Here is a 14460-nt window from a genome sequence, read left to right as displayed (position 1 = left end):
TGCTCAGTGGTCCTGCACCACGGTCGTGCGGGCCTCGGCCACGGCACGCCGCCGCTGGGTCAGGGTGAGCGTGACCGCGACGGCCGGCCGTCCCTCGTCATCGCGCCCGAGCGGTCCGGCCACCGCGACGCAGCGCAGCGGCAGTTCACGCTCCGCGGGCCCGCGGAAGTGGATCTGGCAGGCGCCGAGCGTGCTGTGCGCGGAGCTCAGCCCGTGCGTGCGGCCCGCGGCGACCAGCGAGGTCTGGCGCAGCGCCTCCAGCAGGTGCAGGCCGGAGTACTGGCCGTCCTCGCCGGTGAACACCGGGCTGACGGGGGTGGGGAGCAGCCAGGTGCTCAGCCGGCCGCGCGAGACGTCGGCCGGTTCGCTGATCACGATGTTCTCGGGCGCGTAGCGGCCCGCCTCGGCGGAGTCGGCCGGCAGCAGCGGACCGTCCGGCGCGTCGTCGATCTCCGGCGCGGCCTGCAGGGCCCGCCGGGAGTGCTCCACGTGCTTGCGGTACAGCTTCGGCATGAGGAAGACGAGGCCGGCCGCGCCGGTCGCGCACGGGCGGCCGTCGATGGTCACCTGGAGGTGGAAGTCGAGCCCGCGCGGCACCTCGGCCACGACGTTGGCCGGACGTGCCCGGATGTGGGTGGCCAGCGGCACGGGACGGGGGCCGCCCGCGTCCGTACGCCAGGCGGAGAGGTCGGTGAAGTCGAGGGCGAAGCGGTAGAACAGGCCGGGCCGGTCGTCCGGGACGCCGAAGTAGCGGTGGCCGACGAACTCGCCGATCTCGCGCACCGTCTCGGTCGCGATCTGCAGGTCGTGGAAGCGGCCGGGGCCGTCGTTGAAGAGCGGGTGGGTGACGGGAGTCGCGCCGACGAGGGTGAAGTTCTCCTCGCCCAGGCTGGGTGCGTCGAGGGCGTAGTACGCCCGCGAGGGCGGGCGGTGGATCAGGTGCTGGGTGCCCGCGGTCGCATGTCCATGGATGGCGGGGGGCGAGGTCGTGCCGTTGTCGACTGTCATGTCCCTCTCCTTCTCTGCAGACATGGTGGGGCGGCCGCGGAGCGGGCGGCCAGCCGGAGCCGGTGTCAGCAAGGTGCATGGCAGGAACTCGTCCGGCCGCGTCGGCCCCGCTCGCGGGGCCGGGGCTTTAGCGCGGTCCATGCCGCACGCCGGAGTGTGGGTGCCAGGGAGCTTCCGTGGAGTTCCCCGGAAACCGGCGGGACTTCACGGACACGGCCAGGGCCCCGCCCCTTCGGGGCATCCCCCACCCTTCGGGCGCGGGGCCCTGGCACCCGCAGCTTCCCCCTTTACCCCGTTCCTTCGGTCCCCCGATTCCCCGTTCCGCTGTTCCCCGCTCTCCCCGATCCCGGAAGGGAGCCCCCGATGGCCACCACAGCGACCGCGCGCACGCGAGGCGCGGCACCGTCCGCACCCGGGCCGCCGGCCGGCCCGCCGGCCCGGCTGCGGTTCGGCTACGCCTCGGGATCCCTCGTCACCGCGACCTTCACCACCCTCCCGGGCCTGCTGCTGCTCCCGTACCTCACCGACACCCTCGGCGTGGGCGCCGCGCTCGCGGGTGCGGTCGTATTCGTGCCCAAGGCCTGGGACGCCCTGCTCAACCCCCTCGTCGGCCGGGCCAGCGACCGCACCCGCACCCGGTGGGGCGCCCGCCGCCCGTACGTCCTGTGGGGCGGCCTCGCCATGGCCGCGGCCTTCGCGCTGACCTTCGCGGGTCCGCTGCCGGGCACCGCGGGAGCCTGGTTCACGGCGGCCGGATACCTGCTGACCGCCACCGCGTTCGCCTTCTTCCAGGTGCCGTACGTGGCCATGCCCGCCGAACTCGCCGACCGCGACGAGGACCGCATGCGCCTGGTCGGCGGGCGGGTCGCGGTCATCGGGGTGGCGGCCCTCGTCACCGGAGCCGCCGCCCCCGCCCTGATCGACGCCGGGGGCGGCGGCCTCGCCGGGCACCGATGGGCCGGCGGGTTCGGCGCCGTGGTCATCGCCCTGGGCGCCCTCTGGGTCTTCGCCGGTACCGCAGGAACCCCCGGTTCCGCCGGCGCTCCAGGTGTCGCCCCGCCCGGCCGCCGCCGGGTGGCCGAGAGCGGGCCCGGGCTGCGCCGGCAGTTCGCCGCCGCCCGCGCCAACCCGTCCTTCACGGCGCTGCTGCGGTGCGCCGTCGTACAGTCCGCCGCCACCGGGGTCCTGCTCGCGGGCGCCCCGTACTTCGCCGACCACGTGCTGCGCGACTCCGCCGGTCTGGGCCCCCTCGTCGTCGCGTTCGTCGCCCCCAACCTGCTGACCGTCCCGCTCTGGTCGCGGCTGCGCGGCCGCCGCGGCTACGCCTGGGCGTCCGCGCTGTTCGCCGCCGGCTGCCTGCTCCTCCTCGCGGCCCCCGTGCTGCCCGACGCCGCGGTGCTCGCCGTGATGGCCCTCGCCGGCACCGGCCACGCCGGCCAACTGCTCTTCCTGTACGCCATGCTGCCGCAGTGCATCGCCCGCGACGGCGCCCGCGGCGGCACCCGGGGCGGGAGCCGCCGGGCGGGCGTCCTGTCCGGTCTGTTCACCACCTGCGAGGGCCTCGGGGTCGCCGCCGGCCCCTTCCTCTTCGGGCTCGTGCTCCAGCTCTCCGGCTACGTCTCCTCCGGCACCGGCCGCGCCGCGGAGCAGAGCGCGACCGCCGAACTGGGCGTGCTGGCCGGATTCGCGGCCCTGCCGGCCCTCGCCACCGCGGCCGCCGTCGTCCTGCTGCGCGGGTACGACCGCCCGCCCGCCCCTACCGACCCCTGATCGGCCGCCGCGCGGATGACACGGGTAGGCGCGGCCCCGTAGGCACAGGATGATGGGGCGATCATGGATCGGGCGCATCGGGGGATGGCGTGACGTACGCACAGGGATGGGACGCGGCCCAGGTCGGCTTCGGCCCGGGCGTGCGCGCCCTGGTCGAGGAGGAACTCCTCCCGGACCGCAGCGTCGTCGTCCGCACCGGGACGTACGTCGTCGACCCGCCGTTCTTCGGCAACGGCGACATCGGCCGGGTGGCCGTTTGCGGCGCCGTCAACGAACTGGCCGTCACCGGCGCCGAACCCCGGCACATCGCCCTCGGCATCGTGCTGGAGGCCGGGCTCCCGCTGGAGCTCGTCCACCGGCTGACGGCATCGGTGCGCACCGCCGCCGCCGAGGCCGGTGTCGCCATCGCCGCGGTGGACACCCAGGTCGTCCGCGCGGGCGAGGCGGACCGGGTCTTCGTCACCACGACCGCGTTCGGGGTGCTGGGCGCCGGTCCCACCCTGGATCTGCACGCGGTCCGGCCGGGGGACCGCATCGTCGTGACCGGGCCGCTGGGCAGCCACGCCGCCCACCTGGTCTCGTTGCGCGACGGCCTCGGCTACGAGCACCACGTACCCAGCGACTGCGCCCCCCTGGCCGGCCTCATGCGGACGGTGAGCGCCGACCTCCGCCACGCCCGGACCGTGGTCGCGGGCGGCCTGGCGGAGGTGCTGCGTCAGGCTGCGGCGGGCCGCGGCCTGACGCTGCGCGTCGACGAGTCCGCCCTGCCCGTACGCCACGAGGCCCGGGTGGCCCTCGGCGCCCGGGGCCTCGCCCCCCTGGACGCGGCGTGCGCCGGCTGCCTGTGCCTCTTCGTCCCGCCCGAGCACACCGGCCGGGTCCTGGCGGCGCTGCACGCCCACCCCCACGGCCGGCTGGCCGCCGTCGTCGGCGAGGTCACGGCCGACCCCACGGGCGACGTCGAGTTCCGTTCCCCCGACGGACGCCTGCGCACCCGCACCGTCCCCGCCGGCTCCGTTCCCGAACGCCTCCTCTGACGGTTCCCAAGTGCGTTGGATGAACAGTCGGTTGATCCACGTATGGAGCGGCCCGCCGGCGCATATGCTCGGCGCGTACTTCCGTACACCTGAACACCGGCACGTCCGTGCGCCCGCACATCCGTGCATCCGCACGCCCGTGCACCGTACGTCTCGCGAACCGTTAGGGGACCGCGCCGTGAGTGTCCGCATTCAACCCACCTCGCAGGTCGACGAGAGCGCCGAGCTCGGCGAGGGGACCACGATCTGGGATCTGGCGCAGATACGCGAGGACGCCCGGCTCGGGCGCGGGTGCATCGTGGGGCGCGGCGCGTACGTCGGGCCCGGTGTACGGATCGGCGACCACGTGAAGCTCCAGAACTACGCGCTCGTGTACGAGCCGGCGGAGCTCGGCGACGGGGTGTTCATCGGCCCGGCCGCCGTCCTCACCAACGACTTCTACCCGCGCGCGGTCGACCCCGACGGTGGGCTCAAGCGCGACGGCGACTGGGAGGCCGCCGGGGTCGTGGTGGCCGAGGGCGCCTCGCTGGGGGCCCGTTCGGTGTGCGTGGCGGGGGTGCGCGTCGGGCGCTGGGCCCTCGTCGCGGCCGGGGCGGTGGTCTCCAAGGACGTGCCGGACTTCGCGCTCGTGGCCGGGGTACCGGCCCGCCGGATCGGCTGGGTGGGCCGGGCGGGGGTCCGGCTCGTGGAACGCGAGGGCGAGCCGGGCGCGTGGGAGTGTCCGCGCACCGGGGCGCTGCACGACGAGAAGGACGGCGCGCTCACCGAGCGAAACTGACGGAATGTCGGCAATCTAGGCCACAAGCATTTCCTCAAAACCACAATCAATGAACATCCGTGGGCATAACGTGTCCCTGCACACGGGATCTGAGCAGGCAACAGGCCTTGTTCAGTGGGGGGTTGTGTACGACGAGGCACCGCGGGCAACGCCCGGCGGAGCGCGGTTCCACCGTGCCCGCCGCCATTGCCGTGCGCGCGTGTCCCGGTCCGAGGCATCGCTGGGGGGATCCAGACGGCAGCCTTCGGACGGCTCGTGCCCTCGGCGTCGGACGCCGCGGGCACGGGCGCCGTCACGCGCAGTCCCCCTCCGCGGAATGACGACCGCCAGGTCCGTCCGAGGAGCGATCAGAGGGGGTAGGTGTGTTGGAGCCGAAGAGCTCGGACATGCGGGGTGCGAGCGGCACCCGGGGAGTCGGGGTGGGGACCCGATGACCACCACACGATTAGGAGCACTGGCCGAAGAGGACCCGAAGCTGCACGCGCTGGCGCAGCGGCTGCTCGGGCTGGCCGAGGCGGGTCTGCCCGCCATGTATCTGCCCGAGGCCGAGACTTTCGTCTTCACCAGGGCCGGGGCGGTCTCGCCCGAGGGCACACGACGCCTGGAACTGCGGGGAACCAGCACCCGGTACGCGGCCATCACCGCGCTGGGCGCCCGGTTCCTGCCCGAGGAGCGGCAGCGCGCCCTGTTCGGCGGACGCTCCGCCGAGGAGTTCACCGGCCTGCTCGTGGAACGGCTGCCCGGGGTGGTGAACCTCGGCGACGCGGCGCTCATCGCCTGGGCCGCCGCCGAGACCGGCCACCCGAAACTGTCCGACGCGCTCGGCCGGGTCGCCGCCCTGGACCGGCCCGGGCGGCCGCAGTACACGGTCGAGGCGGCCTGGGTGCTCTCCGCCCTCGCTGCCGCGCGCGCCGTGGTGGACGTGGAGGACCGCCTCACGGCCGCCCGCGACCGCCTGCTGGCGGCCAGGACCGGCAACAGTCCGCTGTTCCCGCACGCCACCGGCCCGGGACCGGTGCCCGGCTACCGCGCGCACGTGGCCTGTTTCGCCGACCAGACCTATCCGCTGCAGGCGCTGGCCCGGCTGCACGCGAGCGGCGACGACCCGGAGGCCCTCGCGGCCGCCGACGCCTGCGCCGCCCGCATCGTCGACCTCCAGGGCGACGGCGGACAGTGGTGGTGGCACTACGACGCCCGCGAAGGCGGCGTGATCGAGGGCTACCCCGTCTACAGCGTGCACCAGCACGCGATGGCCCCCACCGCCCTGTTCGACCTCGCTGAGGCGGGCGGCACCGACTTCGGCGCGGCGATCCGCCGCGGACTGCGCTGGATGACGGAGGTCCCCGAACTCGCCGGGCCCACCGGAACCCCGCGCGAGCCGATGATCCGCGAGGACCTCGGCATCACCTGGCGCAAGGTCTACCGCGGCGACCCGAAGAAGGCCGTCCGGGCCGCCCGCGGGCTCACCACCCGGGTCGCCCCGCACGCCCGGCTCGCACCCCTGGACCTGCTCTTCCGCCCCCGCGCGGTGGACCGGGAGTGCCGCCCGTACGAGTTCGGCTGGATGCTGTTCGCCTGGCTCGGGGGGCCGCAGAGATGACCCGCCACACCCTCTTCGGGGTCGCACTCGACCCCCTGACCATGGACGAGACCGTCCAGCGCTGCCTCGACGCCGTACGGCGCGGCGAGCAGATCGAGATCGGCATGGTCAACGCCGCCAAGCTCGTCAACATGCGGCGCGACCCGGCCCTCGCCGAGGCGGTCGCCGGCTGCGACCTCGTCCTCGCCGACGGCCAGGCCGTGGTCTGGGCCGGCCGCGTCCTCGGCGTCCGGCTGCCCGAACGGGTCGCGGGCATCGACCTGTTCATGCGCCTGCTCGCCGCGGCCGAGGTCGCGGACATCCCCGTCTACCTGCTCGGCGCCCAGCAGGAGGTGCTGGAGATGATGCTCCGGCAGATCTCCGAACGCTTCCCGCAACTGCGGGTCGCCGGCAGCCGCAACGGCTACTTCGGCGACTCCGAGCAGGAGGAGATCGCCGACTCCGTCGCCGACAGCGGCGCCCGCCTGCTGTTCCTCGGCATGACCTCGCCCAAGAAGGAGATCTTCACCGCCGGCTACGGCAAGCGCACCGGCGCCCACGTCGTGCACGGCGTCGGAGGCTCCTTCGACATCCTCGCCGGCATCACCAAGCGGGCCCCGCTCGTCTGGCAGCGGATGGGCCTCGAATGGTTCTACCGGACCCTCCAGGAACCGCGTCGCCTCGGCAAGCGCTACCTCACCACCAATGCCGCCTTCCTCGCCATGACGGTCCGGGAGCTCATCCACCGCACACCGTCTGCCGGTTCCGCGAACAGGAGTCACTGCTGATGCGCGTCGTCGTCGTGGGACAGGGATACGTCGGACTTCCGCTGGCCGTCCGGGCCGCCGAGGTCGGCCACCAGGTGATCGGTTACGACGTGGACGAGCGGCGGGTCAAGAGCCTCGCCGCCGGAGAGTCGTACGTCGAGGACGTCACCTCCGAACGCCTCGCCCGCGCCCTGGAGCGCGGCACCTACCGCCCGAGCGAACTCGCCCGGGACTGCGGCGGTTTCGACGTCGCCGTCGTCACCGTCCCCACCCCCTTGCAGGACGGGGCCCCCGACCTGCGCTACATCGAGGAGTCGGCCCACACCCTGGCCCGCTTCCTGCGGCCGGGCGCGACCGTGATCCTGGAGTCCACCACCTACCCGGGCACCACCGAGGAGCTGTTCGCCCCGATCCTGGAGGACGGCTCCGGGCTCACCGCCGGCGCCGACTTCCACCTGGGATACAGCCCCGAGCGCATCGACCCCGGCAACACCGTCTGGGGCTTCCAGCAGACGCCCAAGGTCGTCTCCGGCGTCGACGCCGCCTCCCTGAAGGCCGTCGAGGCGTTCTACGGGCAGCTCGTCGACACCACCGTGCCCGTGCGCTCGCCCAAGGAGGCCGAGCTGGCGAAGCTGCTGGAGAACACCTTCCGGCACGTGAACATCGCCCTCGTCAACGAGATCGCCATGTTCGCCCGCCACCTCGACATCGACGTCTGGCAGTCCATCGAGGCCGCCTCCAGCAAGCCGTTCGGCTTCATGAAGTTCACCCCCGGCCCGGGCGTCGGCGGCCACTGCCTGCCCATCGACCCCTCGTACCTGAACTGGCGCGTCCAGCGGGAGCTCGGCCAGAACTTCCGCTTCGTCGAACTCGCCAACGACATCAACAACCACATGCCCGAATACGTGACGCGCCGCGTGGTGGACGCCCTCAACGCCAAGCGCCGCTCCGTCAACGGCTCCCGGATCCTGCTGCTCGGCCTCGCGTACAAGAAGAACACCGGCGACGCCCGGGAGTCGCCCGCCGTACGCATCGCCCAACTGCTCCTCGACATGGGGGCCAAGGTCCGCGCCGTCGACCCGCACGTCGTGGAGGGCGTGAAGGTCGACGCCCGCCTCGCCCGGGTCGAAGCGACCCGCAAGGAGCTGGCGGCCGCCGACGTCGTCGTCCTGCTCACCGACCACGACTCCTTCGACTACCAGATGATCACCGAGCACGCCTCCTTCGTGCTCGACACCCGCAACCGCATGACCGGCCCGAAGGTGGAGGTGCTCTGAATCCATGACCAGGATCGTCTGCGTCGCCGGGGCGCGCCCCAACTACATGAAGATCAAACCGGTGATGGACGCACTGGAGCGCCGCGGCGCCGAGGTGGTCCTCGTCCACACCGGACAGCACTACGACGAGTCCATGAACGACGTGTTCTTCCGCGACCTCGGCATCCGGCCGCCCGACCGGTACCTGGGCGCCGGCTCGGGCAGCCACGCCCAGCAGACCGGGCGGGTGATGGCCGCCTTCGAGCCGCTGCTCGACGAACTGGCCCCGGACGCCGTGGTGGTGGTCGGGGACATCAACTCCACCCTCGCCTGCGCCCTGGTGACCGCGAAGGCCGGCCCGCTGCTGGCCCACGTGGAAGCAGGCCTGCGCAGCCGCGACTGGAGCATGCCCGAGGAGGTCAACCGGGTCGCCACCGACCGGGTCAGCGACTACCTGCTGGCCCCCTCGCCCGACGCCGCCGCGAACCTGCGCGCGGAGGGCTACCGCGAGGACCAGGTCCACGTCGTCGGCAACGTCATGATCGACACCCTCCTGGCCAACCTGGACCGGGCCAGGCAGTCCGACGTCCTGGACCGCTACGGGCTGACCCGCGGCGGATACGGCCTGGTCACCCTGCACCGGCCGGCCAACGTGGACGACCCCGGCGCGCTGCGCGGCCTCCTCAAGGCCCTCGGCGAGATCGCCGGCCGCTGCCCGCTCCTGCTGCCCGTGCACCCGCGGGCCGCCGATCGGCTGGCAGACCTGGGCGTCCCCGACGGCATCCGGCTCGTACCGGCCGCCGGGTACCTCGACTTCATCGCGCTGCAGGACTCCGCCCGCCTGGTCCTCACCGACTCCGGCGGCGTCCAGGAGGAGACCACCGCGCTGGGCGTCCCCTGCGTGACCCTGCGGGAGAACACCGAGCGCCCCGTCACCGTCGACGAGGGCACCAACGTCCTCGCCGGCACCGATCCGGACCGGATCGTCGCCACCGTCGACAAGGTCCTCGACGATCCGCCCGCGCCGCGCTGCCCCGCACTGTGGGACGGCCGCGCCAGCGAGCGCATCGCCGCCGTCCTCCTCGACGGCGGCACCGCCCGCACCCGGCCCAGACCCACCGACCTCGTGCCGGCCGCCGGGCACGGACCGCAGTAGCCGGAACATCCGCAACAAGGGGGAAGACCATGGATCTCGCCGAGATAGGGCGGGTCATGCGCAGGCGCTGGTACGTGCTGCTGCCCGGACTGCTGCTGACGGCGGCACTCACCACCGCCGTGCACCTGCTGATCCCGGTGGAGTACCAGTCGCAGAGCACCGTGACGCTGCTCAACTCGTCGAAGGCCACCGAGGCCTTCGACGGAAACCCCTTCCTCAGCACGCAGACCTCGCTGACCGGCATGGCCGACGGCCTCGCCCGCAACCTCAACTCGGACGGGGCCAAAGCCGACCTCAAGGCCCTCGGCGTCACCGGCAGGCACGAAGTGAAGATCGCCGACAACGCCCAGGGCCCCTTCATGTGGCTGACCGTCACCGGCACCGACCCGGCGGCCGTCCTCACGTCCGACGAACTCCTCGCCGCCTACGCCGACAAGCGGCTCAAGGAGTTCCAGACCCAGCAGTCCGTGGCCCCCGAGGCCATGATCCGGATGGCGACGATCGTGCCCCCGCAGAAGCCGGAGGCACAGACCAAGACCCGGCTCCAGTACCTGGTGATGGTGGGCGCGCTGGGCTTCGTCCTCAGCCTGGTCGCCGTCTTCTTCGTGGAGGCCCGGCGGCGCACCCCGCGCGGGAAGAACCGCCCGGCCCCCGCCGCGACGCCCTCCGCCGAGGCGGCCCCCGTACCCGTCGGCGCGGCGCCCGCCGCGACCGACGAGACCATGGCCCTGCGCACCGTCGGCCCGGGCGGGGCGGGGGCGACGTGACCGACACCGGCACGAGCACGCAGCCCGCGCCCGCGGCGCCCTCGCTGGGGCGCAAGGTCGGCTCCGCCGCCAAGTGGAGCCTGATCAACACGGTCGTGATGCGCCTCGGCAACTTCGCGACCGGCATCGTCCTCGCCCGCTACTTCCTCGGCCCCGAGGCCTGGGGCGTGTACGGCATCGCCCAGACCGTCCTGCTCGTCCTGCTCTCCGCGAACGAGCTGGGCGTCTCCCTCGCCATCGTCCGCTGGGAGGGCGACCCGCGCCGCTTCGCCCCCACCGTCCTCACCCTGAGCGCGGCCTCCAGCTGCCTGCTGTACGCCGTGCTCTTCGCGACCGCCCCGGCCGTCGCCGACGTGCTCGGCTCACCCGAAGCCTCCGGGGTCCTGCGGGTCATGTGCCTGTGCGTGGTCCTCGACGGACTGTCCCAGGTGCCGGCCGGCTTCCTGACCCGGGAGTTCGCGCAGGGCCGGCGGATGGCCGTCGACGGCCTCAACTTCGTCCTCAGCACCGCCGTGACCCTGCTGCTGGCCGTCCAGGGCTGGGGCGCGATGAGCTTCGCCTGGGGGTCCGTCGTCGGCAACGTGGCCGCCCTCATCGGCTGCTGCCTCGCCGCACCCGGCACCCTGAAGTTCGGCTGGGACCGGGAACAGGCCCGCGCCCTGCTGAAGTTCGGCCTCCCGCTCGCCGGGGCCAGCATGCTCGCCCTCGGCGTCGTCAACGTGGACACCATGGTCGTGGGCTCCACCCTGGACCCCCTCGCGCTCGGCTTCTACGTCCTCGCCTTCAACATCTCCGGCTGGCCGGTCCGCATCATCTCCGAGGCCGCCCGCCGCGTCTCCTTCGCCGGCTTCTCCCGGCTGGCCGACTCACCACAGGCACTGGCCGCCGGATTCGCCCGCGCCCTCGGCGTGGTGACCGCGGCCACCGTCCCGCTGTGCGTCCTGCTGGCCGCCCTCGCCGCGCCCGTGATCGAGCTCGTCTACGGCGGACGCTGGCTGCCCGCGGCCGGCGCCCTGCCCTGGCTGATGGCCCTGGGCCTGGTCCGCATCGGCTGCGAACTCGCCTACGACTGCCTGGTGGCCGTCGGCCGCCGCCGCTCGCTCATCGCGGTCCAGGGCCTGTGGCTCGTCCTGCTGATCCCGGCCCTCGTGATCGGCGCCCGCGGCGGCGGCATCGTTGGCGTGGCCCAGGGCCACGTCGCGGTCGCCGGCGCCGTCGTGGTCCCGGTCTTCCTCCTCGCCCTGCACCGCGGCGGCATCCGCCTGGGCACGGTCGCCCGGGCCTGCGCCTGGCCGCTGCTCGGCGGGGCCGTGATGGCCGCGGCGCTCCTCGTACTGGAGCGGTACCTCGGCGACTCCGTGCCCGCGCTCCTGGCCACCGCGGCCGTCGGCACCCTGGCGTACGCCGTGTGCCTCCTGCCCGCCCGAAAAACGCTCCGAGGATAGGCGAACGGCCATGACACGGAACCGAAGGCGCCTCGTGGCGTGGCTGCTCGCCGGGGTGGTCCTGGCCGTCGTCCTCACGCTGTACGACGCCGACCGCACCGGGGTGGGCGACCCGAAGGCCGCGCCTTCCGCGACACCGTCGGCCGTCCTGCCCGGGACGGCGGCGCCCGCCCCCACCGCCACGCCGAGCCCGTCGGCCACACCCTCCCCGACGGCCCCGCCGGGAACGGGCGCACCGTCGCCCTCCGCCTCCGCCACCGCCTGCACCTCACCCGGGGCGTGCGGATACCCCGACGCGAACAGCACCGGGCCGCGGATCGCACTCGAACGGCACGACACCGGCAACATGTCGGTCAAGAAGGACGGCACGGTCATCAAGGGCTGGGACATCCGCGGCTCGCTCGACATCTACGCCAACGACGTCACGATCATCGACAGCAGGATCACCTCCACCAACTGGTGGGGGGTCAACCTGCGTCCCGGCTTCAGCGGGCTCAAGGTCCTGCACACCACCATCACCGCCGTACCGGGCAAGGGCCCCGACAACGGAGGGGTCAACTACGCCGTCTCGAACATGGGCGGCAGCTCCATCGAGGTCGGCTGGTGCGACATCTCGGTGTTCGGCAACGCCCTGTCCATGGGCCAGGGCGACCTGCACGACAACTACGTGCACGACCTCGTCGCCTTCCGCAACCAGGGCGGCGAATGGCAGCACATCGACGCCGTCATCAGCGGCGGCGGCAACAAGGGCCGGCTGACCGTCCGGCACAACACCCTGCTCAACTCCACCCCCGTCGACAAGGGCGCCACCGCCGCCGTCGGCCTCTTCGCCGACACCGGGGTCGTCTCCTCCGTCGTCGTCGAGGACAACTGGCTGGCCGGGGGCGCGTACGCGCTCTACGGCGGAGGCCCGGGCGCCACCGGCATCCAGGTCACCGGCAACGTCTTCTCCACCCAGTACCACCCGGCCGGCGGCGCCTACGGGCCGGTCACCGCCTGGAACGCCGGCGGCGCCGGGAACGTGTGGAAGGACAACCGCATGTCCGACGGCCGCCCCGTGGAACCCGCCCCCTGACCCCCACCACGACGGAGTGTGCGACATGCGCCGTATCGCCCGGGCCCCCTGGGAACTGCTCAAGCGGGCCTTCGGCTGGCTGGTGCTCTTCGAAGCACGCAACAAACTCCTGCTCCTGCCCTCCGCCGTACGGCTGCGGCGCTTCGAGGACGCCGAGACCACCCGCCTCGCCGCCCTCCTGGGCCGGCCGCCGGCCGCCCGGGTCGCCACCGTGATCGCCACCCACCGCCGCCCCGACGCGCTGCGCGCGGCGGTCCGCTCCGCCTTGGCCCAGACCGTCGCCGACCAGGTGGTCATCGTCGTCGACGACGGCGCCGGACTGCCCGAACTGCCCGCGGACCCGCGCCTGTTCGCCGTGTCCCTGGCCCGCAACACGGCGACCGCCGGAGTCGTGCGCAACGTCGGCATCCGGCTCACCCGCTCCCGGTACGTGGCCTTCCTCGACGACGACAACCTGTGGGAGCCCGACCACCTGGAGCAGGCCCTGGCGGCACTCGACGCGGCTGGCGGACCCGACGCCGTCTACACCGCACTGCGCAGGGTGCTGCCCGACGGCACCGAACGCGACGTCCTGTCGGTGCCCTTCGACCGCCGCCGCGCCGCCCACGAGGCCTTCCTGGACACCAATGCCTTCGTGGCCCGCCGCAGCCGGGCCCTGCACTTCAGTCGGCTGCGGCGGACCCCCGAGGTGCTGCCCCGCGAGGACTGGGAGCTCATCCGCCGCTACGCCCGCCGCCACGAGGTGCGCCACCTGCCCCGCCCCACCGTCCGCTACCTGGTGAACCCCGGCAGCTTCTACACCGCGTGGGACGGCGCGTGAGGAAGGGCGGGGACGGCGGGGCTCACCGCAGGGCCAGCGGGATCTCCGACGCCAGGCGGGCCAGCTTCTCCGGGTTGCGGACGTAGTAGAGGCCGGTGATACGGGAGTCCTCGACCCGGACCGTCATGATCCCGTCGAGCTCCCCGCCCAGATGGACGGCCAGGGCCGGGCTGCCGTTGACCACCGTCGGCGCGAGCGTCATCGGAAGGTTGTTCCTGTCGTTCTTGCCGATGCCGCCCACCATGAAGCGGGCCACCCTCTCGGCACCGGCGATCGGCCGCAGCGCCGCCTGCTTGATGCCGCCGCCGTCCGCCACGAGGACGACGTCGGGGGCGAGCACGGCGAGGAGGTCCTGCGGGTCGCCGGACTCCAGCGCGCCCCGGAAGGACTCCAACGCCGCCCGCGTCTGCGCGGCCGAGACCGCCTGCCGGGGCCGCCGCGCGTCCACGTGCTTGCGGGCGCGGTGGGCGATCTGGCGGACGGCCGCCGAGCTCTTGCCCACCGCGGCCGCGATCTCCTCGTAGCCGACGTCGAAGACCTCCCGCAGCACGAAGACGGCGCGCTCGGTCGGCGACAGCGTCTCCAGGACGAGCATCAGCGCCATCGACACGCTCTCCGCGAGCTCGGCGTCCTCGGCCACGTCCGGCGCGGTGAGCAGCGGTTCGGGCAGCCAGGAACCGACGTACGCCTCCTTGCGGCGGCTCATCGCGCGCAGCCGGTTCAGCGCCTGCCGGGTCGTGATCCGCACCAGGTACGCACGCCGGTCGCGCACCTGCTCCAGATCGACCTCGACCCAGCGCAGCCACGTCTCCTGGAGGACGTCCTCCGCGTCGGCCGCCGATCCGAGCATCTCGTAGGCCACGGTGAACAGCAGATTGCGGTGCGCGACGAAGGTCTCGGTCGCCGCGCCGGCGCCGTCCTCGCTCATGATGTCTCCTCCGATTCCAGGGGTACGCCCACAGGACACCGGCCGATCCGTTCCTGTGACAACACGTGCCGGTT

General features: G+C 73.4%; 13 protein-coding genes. 11 read left to right on the top strand and 2 right to left on the bottom strand.

What is annotated here, in order from left to right:
• Positions 1–3: 3 nt before the first annotated feature.
• Entirely contained in the window at positions 4–1008 is a 1005-nt protein-coding gene (locus tag OHA91_RS08880) for an AfsA-related hotdog domain-containing protein (protein WP_266493122.1), read from the bottom strand.
• Between the two features lie 363 nt (positions 1009–1371).
• Between OHA91_RS08880 and OHA91_RS08875 the strand changes: the two genes are divergently transcribed.
• The 11 genes from OHA91_RS08875 to OHA91_RS08825 all read left to right on the top strand — a co-directional run bounded on the left by OHA91_RS08875 (position 1372) and on the right by OHA91_RS08825 (position 13458).
• The gene (locus OHA91_RS08875; protein ID WP_328738985.1) at positions 1372–2778 is read left to right on the top strand and encodes an MFS transporter; all 1407 of its coding nucleotides are present in this window, start codon (positions 1372–1374) and stop codon (positions 2776–2778) included.
• A gap of 89 nt (positions 2779–2867) precedes the next feature.
• On the top strand, positions 2868–3815 hold the full coding sequence (gene hypE / locus OHA91_RS08870; RefSeq protein ID WP_266493126.1) for a hydrogenase expression/formation protein HypE: 948 nt from the start codon (positions 2868–2870) through the stop codon (positions 3813–3815).
• Positions 3816–3993: 178 nt separating this feature from the next.
• Complete coding sequence (locus OHA91_RS08865; RefSeq protein ID WP_031152088.1) at positions 3994–4593, top strand: acyltransferase; 600 nt, start codon at positions 3994–3996, stop codon at positions 4591–4593.
• 430 nt (positions 4594–5023) lie between these two features.
• Positions 5024–6193 carry a hypothetical protein gene (locus tag OHA91_RS08860; RefSeq protein ID WP_328738984.1) on the top strand — a complete coding sequence of 390 codons (1170 nt, stop codon included), beginning with the start codon at positions 5024–5026 and terminating at the stop codon, positions 6191–6193.
• Positions 6190–6960, top strand: a complete 771-nt coding sequence (locus tag OHA91_RS08855; protein WP_031152093.1) for a WecB/TagA/CpsF family glycosyltransferase — start codon at positions 6190–6192, stop codon at positions 6958–6960. Before OHA91_RS08860 ends, OHA91_RS08855 begins: the two co-directional genes overlap by 4 nt.
• On the top strand, positions 6960–8216 hold the full coding sequence (locus OHA91_RS08850) for a nucleotide sugar dehydrogenase (RefSeq protein WP_031152096.1): 1257 nt from the start codon (positions 6960–6962) through the stop codon (positions 8214–8216). Before OHA91_RS08855 ends, OHA91_RS08850 begins: the two co-directional genes overlap by 1 nt.
• 4 nt (positions 8217–8220) lie before the next feature.
• Positions 8221–9351, top strand: coding sequence for a non-hydrolyzing UDP-N-acetylglucosamine 2-epimerase (wecB, locus tag OHA91_RS08845; protein ID WP_037632642.1), 1131 nt, complete (start codon positions 8221–8223; stop codon positions 9349–9351).
• A gap of 29 nt (positions 9352–9380) precedes the next feature.
• On the top strand, positions 9381–10118 hold the full coding sequence (locus OHA91_RS08840) for a YveK family protein (protein WP_209441506.1): 738 nt from the start codon (positions 9381–9383) through the stop codon (positions 10116–10118).
• Positions 10115–11563 carry an oligosaccharide flippase family protein gene (locus OHA91_RS08835; RefSeq protein ID WP_051893236.1) on the top strand — a complete coding sequence of 483 codons (1449 nt, stop codon included), beginning with the start codon at positions 10115–10117 and terminating at the stop codon, positions 11561–11563. Before OHA91_RS08840 ends, OHA91_RS08835 begins: the two co-directional genes overlap by 4 nt.
• A gap of 10 nt (positions 11564–11573) precedes the next feature.
• Positions 11574–12638, top strand: a complete 1065-nt coding sequence (locus OHA91_RS08830; protein ID WP_051893237.1) for a hypothetical protein — start codon at positions 11574–11576, stop codon at positions 12636–12638.
• A gap of 25 nt (positions 12639–12663) precedes the next feature.
• Positions 12664–13458 (top strand): glycosyltransferase family 2 protein, encoded by a 795-nt coding sequence (locus OHA91_RS08825; RefSeq protein WP_328738983.1) that lies wholly within the window; start codon positions 12664–12666, stop codon positions 13456–13458.
• Between the two features lie 22 nt (positions 13459–13480).
• On the opposite strand, the gene OHA91_RS08820 is transcribed toward OHA91_RS08825, so the two are convergent.
• The gene (locus OHA91_RS08820; protein WP_031152112.1) at positions 13481–14386 is read right to left on the bottom strand and encodes an RNA polymerase sigma-70 factor; all 906 of its coding nucleotides are present in this window, start codon (positions 14384–14386) and stop codon (positions 13481–13483) included.
• Positions 14387–14460 lie beyond the last annotated feature (74 nt).

This window comes from Streptomyces erythrochromogenes (genome assembly GCF_036170895.1).
In the GTDB taxonomy this organism is placed as follows: domain Bacteria; phylum Actinomycetota; class Actinomycetes; order Streptomycetales; family Streptomycetaceae; genus Streptomyces; species Streptomyces erythrochromogenes.
Note: the sequence above shows the minus strand (reverse complement) of the source record. Positions and strands in the feature narration are given on the sequence as shown.